The sequence below is a fragment of the Staphylococcus epidermidis genome (genome assembly GCF_006742205.1).
GTDB lineage: Bacteria > Bacillota > Bacilli > Staphylococcales > Staphylococcaceae > Staphylococcus > Staphylococcus epidermidis.
Map to the genome: position 1 here is coordinate 292709 of NZ_AP019721.1, position 21089 is coordinate 313797.

17 protein-coding genes are annotated in these 21089 nt (G+C 31.1%); 10 read left to right on the top strand and 7 right to left on the bottom strand.

Going from position 1 to position 21089, the window contains the following annotated elements; translation table 11 throughout:
* Window positions 1-81: 81 nt before the first annotated feature.
* Both FNL83_RS01375 and FNL83_RS01380 read right to left on the bottom strand, forming a co-directional pair.
* Window positions 82-1953, bottom strand: coding sequence for a BglG family transcription antiterminator (locus FNL83_RS01375; protein WP_002437911.1), 1872 nt, complete (start codon window positions 1951-1953; stop codon window positions 82-84).
* A 317-nt stretch (window positions 1954-2270) separates the two neighbouring features.
* Window positions 2271-2405 carry a beta-class phenol-soluble modulin gene (locus FNL83_RS01380; RefSeq protein WP_001831873.1) on the bottom strand — a complete coding sequence of 45 codons (135 nt, stop codon included), beginning with the start codon at window positions 2403-2405 and terminating at the stop codon, window positions 2271-2273.
* A gap of 298 nt (window positions 2406-2703) precedes the next feature.
* Here FNL83_RS01380 and FNL83_RS01385 point away from each other — a divergent pair, with 298 nt between their 5' ends.
* Window positions 2704-3483: a (S)-acetoin forming diacetyl reductase gene (locus FNL83_RS01385; RefSeq protein WP_002469307.1), complete on the top strand. Its 780-nt coding sequence runs from the start codon at window positions 2704-2706 to the stop codon at window positions 3481-3483.
* Between the two features lie 463 nt (window positions 3484-3946).
* Here the strand turns inward: FNL83_RS01385 and FNL83_RS01390 are convergent, their stop codons facing one another.
* The 4 genes from FNL83_RS01390 to FNL83_RS01405 form a co-directional block, all read right to left on the bottom strand.
* On the bottom strand, window positions 3947-4117 hold the full coding sequence (locus tag FNL83_RS01390) for a hypothetical protein (protein WP_002456749.1): 171 nt from the start codon (window positions 4115-4117) through the stop codon (window positions 3947-3949).
* A complete protein-coding gene (locus FNL83_RS01395; protein ID WP_002469303.1) occupies window positions 4098-5000 on the bottom strand; it encodes a DUF1672 domain-containing protein in 903 nt (300 codons plus the stop codon). The genes FNL83_RS01390 and FNL83_RS01395 overlap by 20 nt, the downstream gene beginning before the upstream one ends.
* 103 nt (window positions 5001-5103) lie before the next feature.
* On the bottom strand, window positions 5104-6018 hold the full coding sequence (locus FNL83_RS01400; protein WP_002456747.1) for a DUF1672 domain-containing protein: 915 nt from the start codon (window positions 6016-6018) through the stop codon (window positions 5104-5106).
* A 204-nt stretch (window positions 6019-6222) separates the two neighbouring features.
* Window positions 6223-6723 carry a hypothetical protein gene (locus FNL83_RS01405; RefSeq protein WP_002485491.1) on the bottom strand — a complete coding sequence of 167 codons (501 nt, stop codon included), beginning with the start codon at window positions 6721-6723 and terminating at the stop codon, window positions 6223-6225.
* Between the two features lie 338 nt (window positions 6724-7061).
* Between FNL83_RS01405 and FNL83_RS01410 the strand changes: the two genes are divergently transcribed.
* The 9 genes from FNL83_RS01410 (at window position 7062) to FNL83_RS01450 (ending at window position 18966) form a co-directional block, all read left to right on the top strand.
* Window positions 7062-8306 (top strand): ArgE/DapE family deacylase, encoded by a 1245-nt coding sequence (locus FNL83_RS01410; RefSeq protein WP_002485490.1) that lies wholly within the window; start codon window positions 7062-7064, stop codon window positions 8304-8306.
* 432 nt (window positions 8307-8738) lie between these two features.
* Window positions 8739-10262: a M4 family metallopeptidase gene (locus tag FNL83_RS01415; protein ID WP_002456744.1), complete on the top strand. Its 1524-nt coding sequence runs from the start codon at window positions 8739-8741 to the stop codon at window positions 10260-10262.
* A gap of 513 nt (window positions 10263-10775) precedes the next feature.
* On the top strand, window positions 10776-11237 hold the full coding sequence (locus FNL83_RS01420) for an arginine repressor (protein WP_001831858.1): 462 nt from the start codon (window positions 10776-10778) through the stop codon (window positions 11235-11237).
* Window positions 11238-11575: 338 nt separating this feature from the next.
* Window positions 11576-12811 carry an arginine deiminase gene (arcA, locus tag FNL83_RS01425; RefSeq protein ID WP_002437936.1) on the top strand — a complete coding sequence of 412 codons (1236 nt, stop codon included), beginning with the start codon at window positions 11576-11578 and terminating at the stop codon, window positions 12809-12811.
* Between the two features lie 104 nt (window positions 12812-12915).
* Window positions 12916-13923, top strand: coding sequence for an ornithine carbamoyltransferase (argF, locus tag FNL83_RS01430; protein ID WP_002467833.1), 1008 nt, complete (start codon window positions 12916-12918; stop codon window positions 13921-13923).
* Between the two features lie 263 nt (window positions 13924-14186).
* On the top strand, window positions 14187-15590 hold the full coding sequence (gene arcD / locus FNL83_RS01435; protein ID WP_001831841.1) for an arginine-ornithine antiporter: 1404 nt from the start codon (window positions 14187-14189) through the stop codon (window positions 15588-15590).
* A gap of 218 nt (window positions 15591-15808) precedes the next feature.
* Window positions 15809-16495 carry a Crp/Fnr family transcriptional regulator gene (locus tag FNL83_RS01440; protein ID WP_001831835.1) on the top strand — a complete coding sequence of 229 codons (687 nt, stop codon included), beginning with the start codon at window positions 15809-15811 and terminating at the stop codon, window positions 16493-16495.
* Between the two features lie 292 nt (window positions 16496-16787).
* Window positions 16788-17546 carry an alpha/beta hydrolase gene (locus FNL83_RS01445; protein ID WP_001831870.1) on the top strand — a complete coding sequence of 253 codons (759 nt, stop codon included), beginning with the start codon at window positions 16788-16790 and terminating at the stop codon, window positions 17544-17546.
* Between the two features lie 253 nt (window positions 17547-17799).
* Window positions 17800-18966: a CapA family protein gene (locus FNL83_RS01450; protein WP_001831857.1), complete on the top strand. Its 1167-nt coding sequence runs from the start codon at window positions 17800-17802 to the stop codon at window positions 18964-18966.
* A gap of 346 nt (window positions 18967-19312) precedes the next feature.
* Here the strand turns inward: FNL83_RS01450 and FNL83_RS01460 are convergent, their stop codons facing one another.
* Window positions 19313-20962, bottom strand: coding sequence for an alpha-keto acid decarboxylase family protein (locus tag FNL83_RS01460; protein WP_002456741.1), 1650 nt, complete (start codon window positions 20960-20962; stop codon window positions 19313-19315).
* Between the last annotated feature and the right edge of the window lie 127 nt (window positions 20963-21089).

Consider the following 21089-nt stretch of genomic DNA (forward strand, 5'->3'; position numbering starts at 1 on the left):
ATGCACGCTCCTTTTCCTAACAATAATTGTAAACGCATACATTTAAGCATAAAAAAGAATAATTGCCGTCAATAGTGGCAATTATTCTTTAAAACGTGCATACAAAGTGTTTTTTAGTTGTAAATCATCTAAAAGACATAATTGATGGATGTCATCTTCTTCTAATTGAGCAATTGATTGTATAATTTTACGGTTAATATTTAAATCTTTTTTACTCATTGCTAAAAAGAAAACAAGTTTAACTTCATGTTGTTTCCATGTTATAGGTTGAGAAGGTTTAAATATAATCATGTGTGATTTCAGTACTTTTTCAGGGTTGCCGTGTGGGAGTGCTATCCCTTTACCTATATATGTTGAAGATTGTTTTTCGCGATCTATGGCACTTTCTATATAGCCATCTAGAGTTGCATGATGATAATCTAAAATTTCTTTGGATTTCTCAAAAATTGGAAGAATGTGATTTGAATGATTCAGTTTGAAATTGGACTCAACACTCAACTGAATTTTTGATAATATATCATCTTTTGATAATGGGTTTTGCATGGCTTTTACAAAGAATTCGATTTTTTTAGCATCTTCATCTGAAAATAAAGGTGATACTTGTATGACTTTAGGTATTTGTAAAAGTTGACTTGTATCAAAGTCGTGAGTAGTAATTAATAAGTCAATCCCTTCAAAATGATAGTTATTAATATCTTCAAGTTTTAATGTATCTACGATCTGTATTGCATGATTAAGTTGTTTGATTTTCTCAGCAAGCAACGTTGAAATGCCTAAGCCATAATAACAAGCAATTACAACATGAATATGTGATGACTTATGGCGTTCGATAGAAGACTGAAAATGTATAGTTAAAAAGGCAATCTCATCTTCGCTTAATTGGATATTGGTATCTTGTGATAATTGTCGAATACTATCATATAGTGTATTAAAGACAAAGGGATATAGTCGTTTGATTTGACTTGTTAATGGATTATTTAGATAAACATGACTCATTAATCGCAAATATGTACGACTAAAGTGGACGTTCATATTATCTTTTAAAATTGTATCTTGTGAAAAGGGAAAACCAATATGTTGCTCCATTAATTCAATGAGTCGATCGATATAACTTTGAATAAATAGTTGTTGGATCCCTAAATCAAACTTATTGAAATGGTAGCTAATAAAAAAGGAAAAGCATTCACTTGTTTTATTGTTAAGTTGATATCCAAGGGTTTCATTGATATCTTTTATACACTTTTTCGCAATAGTTAAAGATTCTGTATCAGTGCTCCAATCTTCTTCCTCTGGTTGAGAATGTTTGATAATTAAAATTAGATGCACAAGTAATTGTTGTATTTTATTTTCAGAAGTTGATAATTGATGATTATCTATATGCTTTGAGATAATTTGTTTTATTTTTCTAGTATGGGCTTGAGGTAACTCTTGTAAAATAAGGTTTTCAACTTTAAAGTCATCGTCTGTAAGTTGATTGATATGAAGTACAGCATTACTGATACTCGTTGTACTCGCATCGATCATGATACCTTGCTTCTTTTTAATTGATAAATAAATATCAAATTTTATAGCCCACGTTTGTATACGTGTTACATAATCAATCACTTTTGATTTTGTTAAATGGTAAGTTGAAGATAGCTCTTTGATAGTGAATGTATGCTTTTCCATAAATAACCTATAAGCAATTGTGATAAGCAATTTATTCTCTTTTACAATAACTGACTCTAAAGCAGATTGTATCTCATCAGGTGTATAAAGACATGTATTTAGCATATAACCTTTAGATTGTACACTTAAAATTAATTCATTTAAAAATGTAGTATGTATAGTTTTAATATCATTACGTATAGTTCTATTAGATACATTTAACTGTTTGGCAATATCATAGCCACTTATATACGTATCTGTATAATTTAATAACAATTTGATGAGTTTGATTTGTCTATCAATCACGATTAATCACTCTTCTCTATATAAACTTTGAGAAAACGCTTTAATAATTTACTTTAATTCTATTATTAAAATTGAGCACAATCAATATGGGGGAAGATGGTGAAGTATTAGAATAAATGATTTTGTCAGAGAAATAGAGGGCTAAAATGATAAATTCTAAAAAGGCTATAGAATTAGTATTTTAAGATGAATAGTATAGTCACTTGTTCAACTTAATTAGCATCTACAAATACAATAAAAAAAGGCTAGGACACGAATGTATCCCAGCCTTATTTTATTGTATTTAGAAACAATGAGGTTTCATATGCTATTTTGAATTAAACAAATTTTAAAACTTGGTCAACGATTTTTGCAACTGTATCTGCAATACCGAATCCCATGTCTACCCAATCTTGTTTTACGTGTAAACCAGCGTTTACAGCGTTATGTAATGATTCAACGATACCTGACATAATATAATCCTCCCTTGTTGTTGTTTGTGATACGCTTACATAACTATTTCTAACATACACATAGGTACATGTAAATGGAGTTGAGAAATTTTAACAAATTCTTTAAAAACAAAATAAAATTGAGTTCGATGAATTCGAAATATTGTGACTTCTTATAATTTGATTTATTGCAATAGATGAATATTGAAAATTAAATGTTAATAAAATTGTGCATTTATTCACAATATATTCACATCAAATTGCGCAAATTATGATAATTTAAATATATAATCTTAAGAAATATTGAGGAGTGGTTTTGTTGAGTAACTCAAAAAAAGTAGCCGTTGTCACAGGTGCAGCACAAGGTATTGGCTTGAAAATTGCTGAGCGTCTATTTGAAGACGGATATAGCATCGCGCTTGTAGACTTTAATGAAGAGGTAGCTAAAGAGTCAGCTGAAAAATTATCAAAAGAAGGGCAAGAGGCAGTTGCTTTTAAAGCAGACGTTTCAAATCGCGATCAAGTATTTAGTGTGTTAAATCAAGTCGTTGAACACTTTGGCGATTTAAATGTCCTAGTTAATAATGCTGGTCTTGGACCAATGACACCAATTGAATCAGTAACACCTGAACAATTTAATCAAGTTGTAGGTGTTAACGTAGGTGGTGTATTCTGGGGTATCCAAGCTGCAATTGAACAATTTGATAAATTAGGACATGGCGGTAAAATTATCAATGCCACATCTCAAGCAGGTGTTGAAGGTAATGCTGGCTTATCTCTATATAGCAGTACTAAGTTTGCTGTTAGAGGATTGACTCAAGTAGCAGCACGTGATTTAGCTGAGAAAAATATTACAGTCAACGCATTCGCACCTGGTATTGTTGAAACACCAATGATGAAAGGTATCGCTGAAAAGCTTGCTGAGGAAAATAACCAACCAATGGAATGGGGTTGGAAACAATTTACAGATCAAATTGCCTTAAAACGCTTATCTAAACCTGAAGATGTAGCTAATGTAGTAAGCTTCTTAGCAGGTAGCGATTCAGATTATATTACTGGCCAAACAATCATCGTTGACGGTGGTATGAGATTCCACTAAGATAAATATCAATGAGATATAAAAAAGTTGAGTAAAGTTAATTCTAGAGATTTTAAAATTTCTAGAATTAACTTTTTAATTATCAAACATTAACATTCTTCTATTCTGTAAAAATAACTTAAGCTATTTAAGGTATTAAGGTATGTTAACTGCTTAGTAAATGGTCAATATTTATAATTATCAATTAAATTTAAAATTGATGGCGTGATATATTGTGGCATATCTTTTACAAAAGGTATGCGCTTAGAAAAATATTCACTCTCAAATCCAGAAATGACATGAAATCTAGCAATTGCAAATATTGGATAATCTTTAGGTAAACAATGATTGATACTTTGATTTGTTCATTGCTTTATCATTTAAACAAACATAGTGATTTTAATTTTTATCATATAAAAGAATGAAGATAAAAAAGATGTATGTGAAAAGTGTGCTCACATACATCTTTTTATTAATATACATCTTAGTTAGCACCAACTGCTACTATAGAATTTGATGTGGATGCATCATCGTAAGAATCAATTACTTTGAATTTTTTACCGTTAACTGTAAATTGTTTGTTTTTAGTATTGTGATATACCCAAAAGCCATTTATTTCAGCTATATCCCTATCATTAATTTTTAAATCCGTCATGGTCGAACACCCTATACTCATTAATTTGATTGTTACTTATGTTTGGATCGTTGATTTTTAATTTGTTATTGCTAAATAATAAGTGGAATGTGAAATTATGTGGAATAGATGGCTCTTTTCTCATTTCTTTAGCCATGGATAAAGTATTTTTTCTAATGATTTTTTCGTCATATTCGTCCAGAGTACTGAAAAGTGTAGTCGTTATTTCTGTATTAATATACGTATCTTTTTTAGACTTTAATTGTTTCATATGCTTTTTAAAATCATCGTCACTTTCTTTAATTAAAGGTTCAAAATGTTTTCTATAATCTCGTAATTTCGTGGAACTAGTAGTAATGTAAAAGTAATTATTTTGATAACCTATATTTTGAGTTTTAGTTATTGCTTCATCGGTGAATCCAGTATAGTGATATTTATCTTCTTTATCTTTGAGGTATTTTTCTAAGTTATCCATTTTTTCCTTATTTGCTCTATACTCAAAACCGCTTAACACAGTTCCTACCATCATACTCATAGTATCTCCGTTATCATTGCTTCGCATGGAGCCTTCTTCATGGATTGATTCCATATCAAAAGGGATGCTTGCATTAAACACAATGTCATGATCATCGCAATGAACGTAAACTTCGGCGCCATCACCACTTCCTACAACATTTGTGGCTTTAACATTAAGGCTAAAATTATCTTTAAAAAATTGTTCGCCAAGTTTTTCGTATTCTTCACGATATTTTTTCGCATGTGCGATAGCACTTTTTTCAGCTAATGGTTGGAAATCTTGACCTTTGTATTGACTTGCAGGAACTTTTTCTATTTCGTCTTTCATTGTCGAACAACTTCCTAATATTAGTGTTGAAACGATAATTGTGGCGATTAATTTTATCATGATACACCTTTCTTTACTAATATTACATCTTAATTAATATGAAATACATTATTTAAATCAAGCCCAAAAGCTATTTAATTCAGCAATATCTCTATCATTGATTTTACTCATGTTTATGCACTCCATATTCTAATGGGTTGTTAGCATCATAAAATGCGCGTGTAGAATTAATTTTTGGCTCACTTAATTGTAAAGTTATGTTTGTGTTTTCAGGTTTTTCTTTGTAATGATATAAATCATCACTTAAGAATAATAAATCTTTCTTAGAGTTATTTTTAGTGAAATCAGATTTAGTACTGAATAATGTTGAAACAACTTCAATTTTGGCTTTGAAATTTGTTGCTTCATTTGCTTTTTTCATGCCTTCTTTGAAATTCTTAGAATCTTTTTTTATTAAAGGTTCATAATATTTTCTATAATTATTAATATTAGTAACGTTACCTGCTAAATAATAATACTCATTTTGATATCCAACATTCTGTGTCTTATGTATTGCTTCTTTAGTAAAACCGGTATATTGATATTTTTCTTCATTGTCTTTAAAGAACTTTGTTAAGTTATCATATTTTTCTTTTTGTGCTTTATATTCAAAACCACTTAACACCGTTCCAACCATATTACTCATGGTATCTCCGTTATCATTGCTTCGCATGGAGCCTTCTTCATGTATTGCTTCCTTATCAAAAGGGATGCTTGCATTAAACACAATGTCATGATCATCGCAATGAACGTAGACTTCGACGCCATCACCACTTCCTACAACATTTGTGGCTTTAACATTAAGGCTAAAATTATCTTTAAAAAATTGTTCGCCAAGTTTTTCGTATTCTTCACGATATTTTTTCGCATGTGCGATAGCACTTTTTTCAGCTACTGGTTGGAAACCTTGACCTTTGTATTGACTTGCAGGAACTTCTTCAGGAATTGATTGTGATGAATGTTTTGCTTCTTTATGCACTGTGGAACATCCTCCAATTAATAATGTTGAAACGATAATGGTAGATATCAGTTTTCTCATGATACACCTCAATATAAGATTAGTTACTTTAATTTTAACTTAATTTATAAATTATATAAAAAGAATTTATAAAAGTATTGAACAAATATAACATTTTTCACATATTAGTTATATTGATTTTATAGCAATTTCAAACATATTCGAATAAAAAAATAAAAAGCTTACACAATGTAATTTGATACATGCATAAGCTTTGTCATATGATTAACGATTTTTATTCTGTTTATCATTTGTTCCATGATTTTGATTGTTGGAATTATTATTTGAGTTGCCATTTTGTTGTGAATCAGATTGATTATTATGTTGTGACGACTGTTGTGGTGTTGATTGTGCTGGTTGATGATATGATTGATTAGTTTTGTTCTGATTCGGTTTCTGTTTGTTATTTTCTGAAGAGTTATTTTTATTTGAACCAGACTGTTGATTATTATTTGGGTATTGATGGTAGTTAGGTTGTTGTGCTGGTTGTTCAGTACCTGATTGATTATCGTTGTTATAGTCATTATTTGTTGGTTGAGTTTGGTCTTGGTGTTGATTAGTATCACGATTTTGATTTGAAGTATCATTTTGTTTGTTTTTGCGATTGTGTTCTATTTTTTTATCATTCTTATTAGAATTAGTATGGTGGTTAATAGCTGCATATAATGAAAAGCCTAATGCACATATAAGAATGATTACCACTATTGTAGCTAAAAATTTTTTCAAAGCGTATATCCTCCATCCTTTTTATCAATTATATTTTATTATAATCCTTTTTTTATTGTAAGTAGAATTATTCTATAAGTTACAAAAGAAATTCTATATTTATTCTTCTATTAGTAATATATTACAAGCTAGAATTATCGTTTAACGTCTAAGCATGATGTCATGATTGAACCATTATGCTTGTTATAATCATTTAATATAAAATATGACTTTAACAATGAATGGTATATAAGTATTGTAAGGTAAACAATATAGATAAATGAGATACATTATAGAATAAAAGTTATACTTACATTGTTAAATTAAAAGTTTTACAAATTAAGAAAGGTGGAATAACGATGAGCGTATTATCTAATGAAGAAAGAGTTAAAATCTTATCCGATATAGTCTCAATAAAAACTGTAAATAGCAATGAATTAGAGGTTGCACATTATTTTGAAAGACTATTTAGTCAGTATGGAATTCGTTCACATATTGATACAGTTACAGATGGTCGAGCAAATTTAATAGCAACTGTTGGTTCAAGTCAACCAGTTATAGGAATATCTGGTCATATGGATGTAGTATCTGAGGGGAATCATGATGATTGGACGTATGATCCTTTTACACTCACAGAGAATCAAGGATATTTATATGGTAGAGGTGCTGCGGATATGAAATCTGGATTAGCAGCTTTAGCCATTGCTCTTATTGAAATTAAAGAAAGTGGTAAGTTAACACAGGGAACTATTAAATTCATGGCAACAGTGGGTGAAGAAATGGAACAATCAGGTTCGCAACAGTTGTTTGAAAAAGGATATGCTGATGATTTAGATGCCTTACTCATAGCAGAACCATCATTCCCTAGTTTGGTGTATGCACATAAAGGCTCAATGGATTTTAGAATTAAATCTAAGGGACGTGCATCACACAGTTCAATACCATTTTTAGGACAAAATGCTATTAAACCATTACTAGAGTTTATTCAAAATATAAATCAAGAATATGAAAAAATAATGCAAACAGTAAAAGGTGAGTCCTTAGATTTTTCAAATATGATTAATAAATTAGAGAATCAATTACCTAGCCATATAACAAAAGAAAAAGCACAAGAGCTTATACAGGGACTTGTTATGACCAATAGTATCGTTCAAGGTGGCACACAAGTAAATTCAGTACCAGATTTTGCTACAGCTGAATTTAATGTACGCACAATACCAGAATATAATAATAACAAAGTAAAAGCGCTATTTAATAAATATGTAGAGCAAGCAAATCACAATGGTGCTAGTTTGACTCAAGAACTTTATCTTGATTTAGAACCTGTAGTAACAACAGGTCAAAATCGCTTGGTAGAGCTAGGATTTGATATTGCAAAAAGCCATTTTTCTAACGAAAGAGATTTAATCATTACTCCTACTGTAGCAGTTACTGATGCTTCCAACTTATTAAAAGGAAAAGATGAAAATTTTCCATTTTTAATGTTTGGCCCGGGAAATGGACCTCATCAAATAAATGAGTGCGTAGAAAAAGCCAATTATTTAGAATTTGTGGAATACTATATAGAGTTTATCACTTCATATTTAAATGAAGAGAATGAGTAATAAAGATGTGACGTTACACTCTCCAAGTAGAATTTAAAATATTCAACTTGGAGGGTGTTTTTAATATAACATCGTAAAACTAAACAGTATTTAAAAAATACGCCGTACCATATTGTTCTAGAATTGTTGATTCTTCAGAAAGTGACGACTTTTTAAATCTATTTCTCAAAATATAGCATTTGAAGTGAAACGTTTTAACTATTTGATATAAAAATTAATTTTATTTCATTTTAATTAACTTGAGTGTATTATAACATTAATTCTAAATTTAAATTTTAACATAAGTTTTTTAAGTATTGTACAAATTATTTATACAAAAAAATTATAAGTGATGATTATGTGAATTAAATGAAATTTTCATTTACTTTTCAGAAAATTTTAATTACTATTATATAGTAAGTTGTTTTTCATTAATTTATAGGAGGTAATAAAATGAAGAATTTTTCTAAATTCGCACTTACAAGTATTGCCGCATTAACTGTGGCAAGTCCTTTAGTCAATACGGAGGTTGACGCTAAGGATAAAGTATCAGCAACTCAAAACATCGATGCGAAAGTAACCCAAGAATCTCAAGCAACTAACGCATTGAAAGAGTTACCAAAATCTGAAAATATAAAAAAGCATTACAAAGATTATAAGGTCACTGATACTGAAAAAGATAACAAAGGATTTACGCATTACACATTGCAACCGAAAGTGGGCAACACGTATGCACCAGACAAAGAAGTAAAAGTTCATACGAATAAAGAGGGTAAGGTAGTTCTTGTCAATGGTGATACTGATGCTAAGAAAGTTCAACCTACGAATAAGGTAGCGATAAGTAAAGAAAGTGCCACAGATAAAGCTTTCGAAGCAATAAAAATTGACCGTCAAAAAGCTAAAAACTTAAAAAGTGATGTCATCAAAACCAATAAAGTTGAGATTGATGGAGAAAAAAATAAATATGTTTATAACATAGAAATTATTACAACTTCACCAAAAATCTCTCATTGGAATGTGAAAATTGACGCTGAAACTGGTCAAGTGGTTGATAAATTAAATATGATCAAAGAAGCAGCTACTACAGGTACAGGTAAAGGTGTACTAGGTGACACGAAACAAATTAATATTAATAGTGTCAGCGGTGGTTATGCACTACAAGATTTAACTCAACAAGGTACACTTTCAGCTTACAATTACGATGCGAATACTGGTCAAGCTTACTTAATGCAAGATAAAGATAAAAATTTTGTTGATGATGAACAACGTGCAGGTGTAGATGCAAATTATTATGCTAAAGAAACGTATGACTATTATAAAAATACTTTCGGCCGAGAATCATATGATAATCAAGGTAGCCCAATTATTTCAATCGCACATGTAAATAACTTCCAAGGTCAAGATAACAGAAACAATGCAGCTTGGATTGGTGATAAAATGATTTACGGTGACGGTGATGGACGTACATTTACAGCGTTGTCTGGTGCAAATGATGTTGTTGCACATGAAATTACACATGGTGTAACACAGCAAACTGCTAATCTTGTTTACCGTTCTCAATCAGGTGCATTAAATGAAAGTTTTTCAGATGTATTTGGTTACTTCATTGATGATGAAGATTTCTTAATGGGTGAAGATGTTTACACACCTGGTGTAGGCGGAGATGCCTTAAGAAGTATGTCTAATCCAGAGCGTTTTGGACAACCATCTCATATGAATGATTTTGTTTATACAAATTCTGACAACGGAGGCGTACATACGAATTCAGGTATTCCGAACAAAGCAGCTTACAACACAATTCGTAGTATTGGTAAACAACGTTCTGAACAAATTTATTATAGAGCGTTAACTGTTTATTTAACTTCAAATTCTGATTTCCAAGATGCCAAAGCATCATTACAACAAGCAGCATTTGATTTATATGGCGACGGTATTGCTCAACAAGTAGGTCAAGCATGGGACAGTGTTGGCGTGTAGGCGAACCGTTTTAAAATAAAAATATGTTAACAAGTATCTAAAAATGAATTTTTAAGAGCTTTAACAAAGAAGAAGTAATGTTAAATATTTACAATTTTTAAAGCCTTAATCGAAATGAGTGTTGACTTAATTTCGACTCAGCCTGAGACAAACTTAACTGTCTCAGGTTTTTTATTTCATCATAATAGTGAACTAAAATCTTCAGGAATTTTTAAACTAATACAAAGCCGCTTACTTTACCTTGAGGTAAGACTACGGTTTGTCTAGCGTAAGTGTGACTGCATAGTAATGAGTATAAAAAACCTAATAAGAATAAAAGGGGAAATATAGATAAAATGATAGTTAAATAAACAAATTAATTTTAAATTTGAATGTATGTTTACGTACTTTGTCACAAACGACATAAAAATTCTTATAATTATCAACAATAAAATGATAAAGTATAATTAAATAAAAAGAAATTTTAATTTATAAATTAAAATAAATTAGTTATCTATAGGAGTTGATCATTCAATGAAAAAGAGTAAACGACAAGATTTAGTAACTATGATTGTTAAGCAAAATCACATTTATAAAAAAGCAGATATTATTGATTACATTGATGATCACTTTGGTGTACGTTATAGCATGACTACTATTGCGAGAGATTTAAGAGAACTTCATATTTATCGCCTGCCTGTGAAGGCAAATCAATATGAATACAAATTACTTACGCAACAATCTCAATTAGACTCAAGAGTAAGACTAAATGATTATATAGAAACAGAAATTATTAACACTATGATTAAAGAATCGTATATACTAATAAAGACGACACCAGGATTTGCACAAAGCATAAATTATTATATTGATCAGTTACAACTGAAAGAGATTATAGGAACGATAAGTGGTAATGATACAATTATGATTCTTACACATTCCCAGTCTATAGCTGAATATGTCTATTACAAAATATTTAATCATAATTATTCATAAAAATTTATAAAGTTGTCCATTATAAATATAACCTGGTAAGCGTATACATCGTTTATCAGGTGTTTTTTTAATTCAATAAATATGAGTGTTGTTATTTGACTAAGTATTCAAATTTATGAATAAAAAACTTTTATTCATAAAGATGTAAAGGTTCATATTACTCAAATATTCATTTTTTCAACGAAAGTATGCAATAGTAATGTATATTCAAACACAATTATGTATTGAATAACCAAATGTTGCGAAACTTTTTACATTTAGCATGTGATAATCATCACGAACTAAGTTATTGATCAGTTTTATACTGATAATGTAGCGAAGAAAAGGAGGAAATGAGTATGACAAATGGACCTATTCAAGTTAACAGTGAAATCGGCAAATTAAAGACGGTATTACTTAAAAGACCAGGGAAGGAATTAGAAAACTTAGTGCCTGATTACTTAGATGGATTATTGTTTGATGATATTCCATTTTTAAAGGTAGCTCAACAAGAGCATGATCATTTTGCTCAAGTTCTTCAAGATGAAGGAATAGAAGTGCTTTATTTAGAAAAATTAGCAGCACAAAGTATAGAAGATTCAAATGTCAGAGAGCAATTTATAGATGACGTTTTAGCAGAATCTAGAAAAACTATCCTAGGTCATGAAAAAGAAATAAAAAAACTCTTTTCAACTTTGTCAAATCAAGCATTAATTAATAAGATTATGGCTGGCGTACGCAAAGAAGAAATACAACTTGAATCGACACATCTTGTAGAGTACATGGATGATAAATATCCGTTTTATCTTGACCCAATGCCTAATCTATATTTCACACGTGATCCTCAAGCTTCAATTGGTAGAGGTATGACAGTAAATCGTATGTTTTGGAGAGCGAGACGCAGAGAATCGATTTTCATTTCATATATTTTAAAACATCATCCTAGATTTAAAGATGAGAATATTCCTTTATGGGTGGATCGTGACTGTCCGTTCAACATCGAAGGTGGAGACGAACTGGTGTTATCTAAAGATGTACTTGCAATAGGGATATCTGAACGTACTTCTGCACAAGCAATTGAACGTTTAGCACGACGTATTTTTAAAGATCCGTTATCTACTTTTAAAAAGGTGGTGGCGATTGAGATTCCAACTAGTCGAACATTTATGCACTTAGATACTGTTTGTACAATGATTGATTACGACAAATTCACTACACATTCAGCAATTCTTAAATCAGAAGGAAACATGAATATCTTTATTATCGAATATGATGATAAAGCTGAAGATATCAAAATCCAACATTCTAGTCATCTTAAACAAACATTAGAAGAAGTGCTCGATGTTGATGAAATCACATTAATACCAACTGGAAATGGTGATATCATCGACGGTGCTCGTGAACAATGGAATGATGGTTCGAATACTTTATGCATACGTCCCGGTGTGGTTGTAACTTATGATCGTAATTATGTTTCTAATCAATTGTTACGTGAGCATGGTATCAAAGTTATTGAAATTCCTGGAAGTGAACTTGTACGTGGTCGAGGAGGCCCTCGATGTATGAGTCAACCTTTAATAAGAGAAGATCTATAGATATAAGATAGGGTGTTGAATAGATATAGCTTGAACATCACGAAATACATTCACTTATGCTATTAAATTTGATAGCGACTTATAAAATGAAAGGGGCGCATCCCATGAAAAACATCAAGAAACCCTTTGATTTAAAAGGTAAGTCATTGCTAAAAGAGTATGATCTTACAGGTGAAGAATTTGAAGGTCTAATCGATTTTGCTATGACATTAAAAAAATATAAACAACAAGGCACACCACATCGATATTTAGAGGGTAAGAATATTGCTTTACTCTTCGAAAAGACATCTACTCGGACGCGTGCCGCATTTACAGTTGCATCTATTGATCTAGGTGCACACCCTGAATTTTTAGGGAAAAATGATATTCAATTAGGAAAAAAAGAATCTGTTGAGGATACTGCTAAAGTTTTAGGCAGAATGTTTGATGGAATTGAATTTAGAGGTTTTTCCCAAAAAACTGTTGAACAATTGGCCGAATTCTCTGGAGTACCAGTATGGAATGGGTTAACTGATGATTGGCATCCTACACAAATGTTAGCTGATTATATGACAATTAAAGAAAATTTTGGATATTTAAAAGGCATCAACCTAACTTATGTAGGAAACGGACGTAATAATGTTGCACATTCGCTTATGGTGGCGGGTGCGATGCTTGGTGTAAATGTACGTATTTGTACACCCTCATCATTAACACCGAGAGATGTATATTTTAATATTGCTAAAGATCAAGCGTCTAATTATGGAGGTTCAGTTAAGATAACTGATAACATTCATACTGCCGTCAAAGATGCAGATGTTATTTATACTGATGTTTGGGTATCAATGGGTGAAGAAAGTGAATTCGAAACACGTATTCATTTATTGAAAGACTATCAAGTTAATAGAAAAATGCTTAATTTAACCGGTAAAGTAGATACGATATTTTTACATTGTTTACCAGCTTTTCATGATACACAAACAGAATATGGACAGGATATTTTTAAAAAATATGGCTTAACTGAAATGGAAGTGACAGACGAAATCTTTAGAAGTGAGCATTCTAGAGTTTTTGATCAAGCTGAAAATCGAATGCATACGATTAAAGCCGTGATGGCAGCAACTTTAGGCTAGATTTACTACAAGAAAAATAAATAGGGATAAGATCACGTGTATGCTTCATTAAATAAACGAATATTTAATTTTGCAAATTGTGTCACATAATAAAAATAATTTTTTCAAAATCATGTTGAGAGGATGATATAGAACTTTTGACAATGACTATCAAAGATGTGTCGTTACTCATCTATATCTTTCCGCTATACATCTATATATATGCATATGTATTTTAAAAGGCATATACGTTTTCAATCCCTCCTTCTAAAGGAGAAATGAATATGAATGACACAGGAGATAAAAAATTAAGTCGAACATCATTAATCGGTCTTGTTATAGGTTCGATGATTGGTGGCGGTGCTTTCAATATTCAATCTGATATGGGAGGCCACGCTGGAGGATTAGCAATTATAATTGGATGGTTGATTACTGCTATAGGAATGATTTCATTAGCACTTGTCTTTCAAAACCTAACTAATGAACGATCTGATTTAGATGGTGGTATTTATAGTTATGCTCAAGCAGGTTTTGGTGATTTTATAGGGTTTGCAAGTGCTTGGGGATATTGGTTCTCAGCTTTTTTAGGTAATGTCGCATATGCAACGTTATTAATGTCTTCTATAGGGAACTTCTTTCCAATATTTAAAGGGGGCAACACATTTCCTAGTATCATAGTGGCATCAATATTATTGTGGAGTGTGCACTTTTTAATATTAAAAGGAGTTGAGACGGCTGCTTTAATCAATAGTATTGTCACTATTACAAAATTAATTCCTATCTTATTAGTGATTATATGTATGATTGTAGCCTTTAATTTTAATACATTCAAGATAGGTTTCTTTGGAATGGATGGATATGGATCATTATCATTTCATTTCGCTAATACGATGTCACAAGTTAAAAGTACGATGTTAGTGACAGTTTGGGTATTTATTGGTATTGAAGGTGCTGTTGTATTCTCCGGAAGAGCTAAAAATAAAAAAGATGTTGGAACTGCCACTGTTATCGGACTTATTTCAGTATTGCTCATTTACTTCTTGCTGACTGTATTAGCACAAGGTATTGTAATTCAAAATCATATTTCTAAACTTGAGGCACCATCAATGGCACAAATTTTAGCTTATATTGTTGGTGATTGGGGAGCAACATTTGTCAATATTGGTCTTATTATTTCAGTATTAGGTGCATGGCTAGGTTGGACATTACTTGCCGGAGAGTTGCCTTTTATTGTAGCTAAAGATGGTTTGTTTCCTAAGTGGTTTGCAAAAGAAAATAAAAATGGGGCACCTATGAACGCCTTATTCATTACTAATGTGTTAGTTCAAATATTCCTTATTAGTATGCTGTTTACCAAAAGTGCTTATCATTTTGCATTTTCTCTCGCGGCAAGTGCTATACTTTATCCATACATGTTCAGTGCGTTTTATCAGGTGAAATATACAATAGAACACAAGTTAACTGCAACGCCTAAACAATGGATTATAGGAATTCTAGCATCTATTTATGCAATTTGGCTGGTATACGCGTCAGGTATAGATTACTTGTTACTTACCATGTTGCTCTATATTCCGGGGATTATCGTCTATGTTGTTGTTCAGAAAAATAATCAAAAGCGACTTACACAATTTGACTATATTTTCTTCAGTCTTATCGTTATTTTAGCATTGATAGGGTTATTACGATGATGTAATTCATATTTCTAAATGTTATAGATATTGATTAATCATGAGTTAAAAGGGAGTTTAATCGATAAAAATCAAACAAAGAAAATATTTGATATTTAAACTATTGGTATAATAAGAACAGTGGTCCATGGGTATATACAGAATTGTAATAAATTTTAAATCGGAGATATTTTAGCATCCTCTTTGACCATAGTCTAAGGCAGTAAGGAGTTATTTTTATGACTGGAAATCAAATGTTTTGTAGAGAAAATGAACTTGATGAAAGTTTTAAACAATTAGCATCTTATATCAATATTCCTGTAGGCGTATTACTGCCATTTAAAAGTCAATGTTTTGTGAGACATTACAACAAAGGACAAATTGTCTACTATTCGTCTGATGAAACCACGCATATTTACCTACTCTTAAAAGGTAATATTATGAGAGAAAATTTTAATTTGAATGGTGATGTATATCGATATCTGAATAGAGAAAAAGTGCTCTTTCCTTTAAATAACTTATTTCAAGATAAAGTTCCTAATGAAATGTGTACAGCCCTAACAGATTGCGAAATGATTGGAATACCAAGAGATTTAATAGAATATTTATGCAAAAATCATGAAGAGATTTTTGTGAAATTATTCTCCTTATTAAGCGAAACACAGTGTCAACATATTGAATACAATATGGCTTTAACGAGTAAATTAGCTAAAGAACGCGTGACTAAGATTTTACGTTACCTATGTCAAACAGTAGGTTATGATCATGACGAGTTTTATGAAATTAAGCATTTTATGACAATACAGTTATTGAGTGATATGGCAGGAATATCTAGAGAAACGACGAGTCATATCATAAATGAACTTAGAGAAGAGAAAATACTATTTAAAAACAGTAAAAATTGGTTGGTTAGTAAAGACTTATAATGAGTGCGTATCACTCATACATAATTAAAAACAAGCGATGGTCGAATAGATTTTTATGAAATCATTCACTATCGTTTTTTTTATTTCATGATTTATTGTTTTAGAAATACATCATATTTAAAGGTTAGACAATCGATACTAAATCAACTTGTTTAATATAGAGAATAAAATTTTAGTTCCTCATTGGAAAGTATAGAAATTTATATAATCTATAGTCAAAGTTGCGTTTTTTCTATAAATTAATAAAAAGAATAAGTAAAATAATAGATAATACAGTAGAGGAGTGACATATATGGCTTTAATAACAATGAATTACAATTCACCAACGATAGGAATGCATCAAAATTTAACGATTATTTTACCGGAGGATGTAACATTCTTTGATAGTTCAACAACAGCGAAACATTTGAAATCAATGTTGTTATTACATGGATTGTCTAGCGATGAAACAACTTACATAAGATATACAAGTATCGAGCGTTATGCAAATGAACATCAACTTGCGATTATAATGCCTAACGTCGATCATAGTGGCTATGCAAATATGGTATATGGACATAGTTACTATGATTACATATTAGAAATTTACGAATATGTACATCAAATTTTACCACTATCTAGAAAAAGAGAAGATAATTTTATTGCAGGACATTCAATGGGCGGTTATGGAACGATTAAATTTGCGCTAACTCAAAGTGATAAATTTGCTAAAGCTGCACCACTTTCAGCAGTTTTCGAAGCACAACGTTTCATTGACTTGGATTGGACTGATTTTTCCCCTCAATCTATCACAGGCAACAATACTCAAATTAAAGGTACAGAACTCGATACGTACTACTTACTTGATCAAGCCATCGATGCTAATGTAGATATTCCTGAATTGTTTATCATGTGTGGTAAAGAAGACTTTTTATATCATGATAACCTTCAATTTATTGAGACATTAAATAAAAAAGGGGTTTCTTATAAGTTTGAAGATGGTCCGGGAAATCATGATTATGCCTATTGGGATAGAGCTATTAAACGTGCGATTGAGTGGTTTGTTCAGTAATGATACAAAGGATTGAATTTGGATATATAGGCGGACATCTTATTAAACGAATATGAAAATGATTGTTACTCGTCTTAGTATTTTCACTTATTGATTTTGTGCGGTGTTACTGTTAATCCAGATGAAAGGTAAGTCAACTATAGTTATTTATTAAAATCGACATGTTCACATATCGTATATTGTTTATTAAAGTGTATAGCGATATGATGAAAATAAATACAAAGGTTTATAGAAGGAGAGAAAGTATTAGAAAATGAAAACAGTATCTAAATATTTTGTATATATGATGATATTAGTTACGTTTTTCATAGTTGTTAGTGGGTGTTCGATTAATCAATCTTTTAGCGATAAACAAAATACAAATAAAACAATACGTGTGGTTGCTGTAGGTGATAATTTAATTCACCCAGTTGTATATAAAGATGCACAAATTACGGGGAATAGTTTTGATTTTAAACCTATGTATCAACCAGTAAAAAAAGACATTCAAAACGCAGATATTTCTTTTGTTAATCAAGAATCACCATTAGGTGGGGATGATAGGCCTTATTCAGGATTTAAAAACTTTAATACACCGAGTAGTATTGCTCAGGATTTAGTAGATACTGGCTTTAATTTTGTAAACGGTGCAAACAATCATGCCTTAGATCAAGGAGAGCAAGGTGTAAGAAATCATATTCATACTTGGAACAAATTTAAAGATCAAGTTTTGTTCACGGGTGTATATGAATCAGAACAAGCACACCGTCAAATTCCTATTAAAACAATTAAAGGTGTGAAAGTTGCTTTATTAAGTTACACATTTGGTACAAACGATCATCAACCAACTCATGATTATACGGTAGATACGTTTGATGAAAATAAAATTAAGCAAGATGTTAAGAAAGCCAAACAACAAAGTGATGTAGTACTTGTTTCAGCACATTGGGGTAATGAAGGTAAGCATCAGCCTAACGCCACTCAAAAAAAATATGCACAAATTTTCGCTGATGCAGGTGTTGATGTAGTTTTAGGTACACATCCTCATGTGATTCAACCAGTAAAATGGGTTGACGGTAGAGAAGGGAATCGTACACTTGTAGCATATTCATTAGGGAATTTCTTGAACGGTCAGTCAACAGGGAATGAAAGTAATGATTTATTAGGACGGATAGATTTTAAAATTAGTAAGAAAGATAAACAGTTTCAAGTTCAAGATGTGAAGTGGAGAAGTATGGTGAATTATTACGAATTAACTCAACACCAAAACCAGTTCCTTAAGTCGAACTTTAAAGTGATGATGCTAGATGACTATAATGACAAAGATGCCACTCATCATGGTCGCAATCAAATGGATAGTTCTTCGATGAGCCCTGCACACTTACGAGATATCACACGTTCAGTTATTGATAAACAATATTTAGACAATCGGAGTTTATAGAGAATTCAAGTAAGCCTCACATTAAAGAATGTGCAGGCTTATTTGTATATTTGGAATTTTTAACTTGGAAGTTAAAACAAATTCTAAAACTATAGCAATGGCTAAAGATATGATTAAGTTCATTAAAAAAGGTGTCTTAAGAATGATTTATTAGAATCATAAATGTTTGTGATTATTCATACATGTTACTTTTAATCGATATAAAATATAACGTTAAATGAATGTTGTTTCACGGGAAACGTCATTTTTTAAGTTTCAACTTCTATAAAGATATATTTAACACCCGTATAACTAGAGAATTATACGGGTGTTTGAATTGCTTATATTATAGAATTTTAAAAAGATATTAAGATGATTTGTTTTGTGATGCGAATGCTTTAGCTATATTACTTAATTTAACTGGTGCATCTTCAACAGCCATTTTCACTTCTACAAAGTGCATGCGATCACTATTAGATTTAATATTTTCGAAGGTGAGCATGAGTTCTTCTGAAGTGTTTACATCATGAACTAAAACATTGTCACCACCAAATACAGAAGGTAATGATTTGTAATCCCACATGCGAATGTCATTGTAAGGTTCTTTCATACCATGAATCATTCTCTCAACTGTATAACCATCGTTATTAATTACAAATATCACAGGGTTTAAATTTTGACGAATCATTGTAGATAATGATTGAACAGTTAATTGTAGTGATCCATCACCAATTAATAGAATGTTTCGACGATATGGATTTGCAATTTGTGTTCCTAGCGTTGCTGGTAGTGTATAGCCGATAGATCCCCATAATGGTTGCCCGATAAAAGTATTATCTTTGTACAAGGCTAAGTCATAAGCACCAAAGAATGATGTACCTTGTTCAGCGATTAAAATATCATCTTGTTGTAAAAAATCTTGCATCATATTGAAATAAGTCTCTTGAGTTAATGGCTGATCACTAAGTTCGTAATTGTGTGATTGTGGTCTCTCATATTGTGGGAAATCATTAGTGTTTTTGTAGTGAATATACTTATTTAAACCATTTAATATATTTGGTAATGAAAATGCTTCGATGCATGTATCATTAATTTTAAATTCATTATGATTTAGCATAATCACTTCATTAATATCAAATTGATATGAGAACCCAGCTGTTGCAGAATCTGTTAATTTAGCACCAATATTCAAAATAGCATCACTTTGATTAACATAATCTTGAATATCTTGTTCTGCTATTGAACCATCAAAGATACCCATATAATAAGGATTTTCTTCATTAAATGCACCTTTACCTAAAGATAACTGAACAACTGGAATTTGAGTTTGATTAACGAATTGTTCGAGTTCTTTATGCAGATGGAAACTATTTATTTCATGTCCTGTAATAATGACAGGTTGTGATGCCGATTCAAGTTTGTCTTGAACCATATTGATATAACTTTGAACGTTTTTTTGTGGTTCGACTTCTGGTTTGAATGGGTTTGAAATTTCAATCTCTGTTAGTGCGACATCAATAGGTAAATGAATGTGAACTGGACGACGTTGTTGAAGCGCCGTATTGATTACTCTTGGAATTTCTGTGGTAGCATTATCAGGTGTAATATAAGCTTGCGCTGTTGTAATAGGCTCAAACATTTTTCTATAATCATCAAAAGTTCCTTCGCCAAGGGAATGGTGAACGTATTTGCCTTCTTGTTCTACAGCTCGAGTAGGTGCCCCAGTGATGGCAATAACTGGCACACGCTCAGCATAAGATCCAGCGATTCCGTTGACAGCACTTAATTCACCCACTCCAAATGTTGTTACCATTGCACCGATGCCATTAATACGTGCATATCCGTCGGCAGCATAACTTGCATTAAGCTCATTTGTATTACCAATCCATTTAATATCATTATGTGCAATAATATCGTCTAAAAAGGCTAGATTAAAATCTCCTGGGACACCAAAAACTTTGTCAGCACCTGCTGAATAAACCGCGTCCATTAAATATTGTCCTACGCGTTGTTTCATATATAATTCCACCTTTGATTTCTTTTATCTTACAAGTATCATATTAACGTCAATTTGAAATAAAGTCAACTAAGTTGACCTATTAAAAGTTTGAACAGTTTCTGAAATATATGACTATCAGTCAAAA

Excerpts from the sequence above, each read along its gene's own strand:
- FNL83_RS01380 (WP_001831873.1), bottom strand. The coding sequence starts at position 2,405 with ATGTCAGGTATCGTTGAATCATTACATAACGCTGTAAACGCTGGTTTA.
- FNL83_RS01390 (WP_002456749.1), bottom strand. The coding sequence starts at position 4,117 with ATGACGGATTTAAAAATTAATGATAGGGATATAGCTGAAATAAATGGC.
- FNL83_RS01395 (WP_002469303.1), bottom strand. The coding sequence starts at position 5,000 with ATGATAAAATTAATCGCCACAATTATCGTTTCAACACTAATATTAGGA.
- FNL83_RS01400 (WP_002456747.1), bottom strand. The coding sequence starts at position 6,018 with ATGAGAAAACTGATATCTACCATTATCGTTTCAACATTATTAATTGGA.
- FNL83_RS01410 (WP_002485490.1), top strand. The coding sequence starts at position 7,062 with ATGAGCGTATTATCTAATGAAGAAAGAGTTAAAATCTTATCCGATATA.
- FNL83_RS01415 (WP_002456744.1), top strand. The coding sequence starts at position 8,739 with ATGAAGAATTTTTCTAAATTCGCACTTACAAGTATTGCCGCATTAACT.
- FNL83_RS01420 (WP_001831858.1), top strand. The coding sequence starts at position 10,776 with ATGAAAAAGAGTAAACGACAAGATTTAGTAACTATGATTGTTAAGCAA.
- arcA (WP_002437936.1), top strand. The coding sequence starts at position 11,576 with ATGACAAATGGACCTATTCAAGTTAACAGTGAAATCGGCAAATTAAAG.
- argF (WP_002467833.1), top strand. The coding sequence starts at position 12,916 with ATGAAAAACATCAAGAAACCCTTTGATTTAAAAGGTAAGTCATTGCTA.
- arcD (WP_001831841.1), top strand. The coding sequence starts at position 14,187 with ATGAATGACACAGGAGATAAAAAATTAAGTCGAACATCATTAATCGGT.
- FNL83_RS01440 (WP_001831835.1), top strand. The coding sequence starts at position 15,809 with ATGACTGGAAATCAAATGTTTTGTAGAGAAAATGAACTTGATGAAAGT.
- FNL83_RS01445 (WP_001831870.1), top strand. The coding sequence starts at position 16,788 with ATGGCTTTAATAACAATGAATTACAATTCACCAACGATAGGAATGCAT.
- FNL83_RS01450 (WP_001831857.1), top strand. The coding sequence starts at position 17,800 with ATGAAAACAGTATCTAAATATTTTGTATATATGATGATATTAGTTACG.
- FNL83_RS01460 (WP_002456741.1), bottom strand. The coding sequence starts at position 20,962 with ATGAAACAACGCGTAGGACAATATTTAATGGACGCGGTTTATTCAGCA.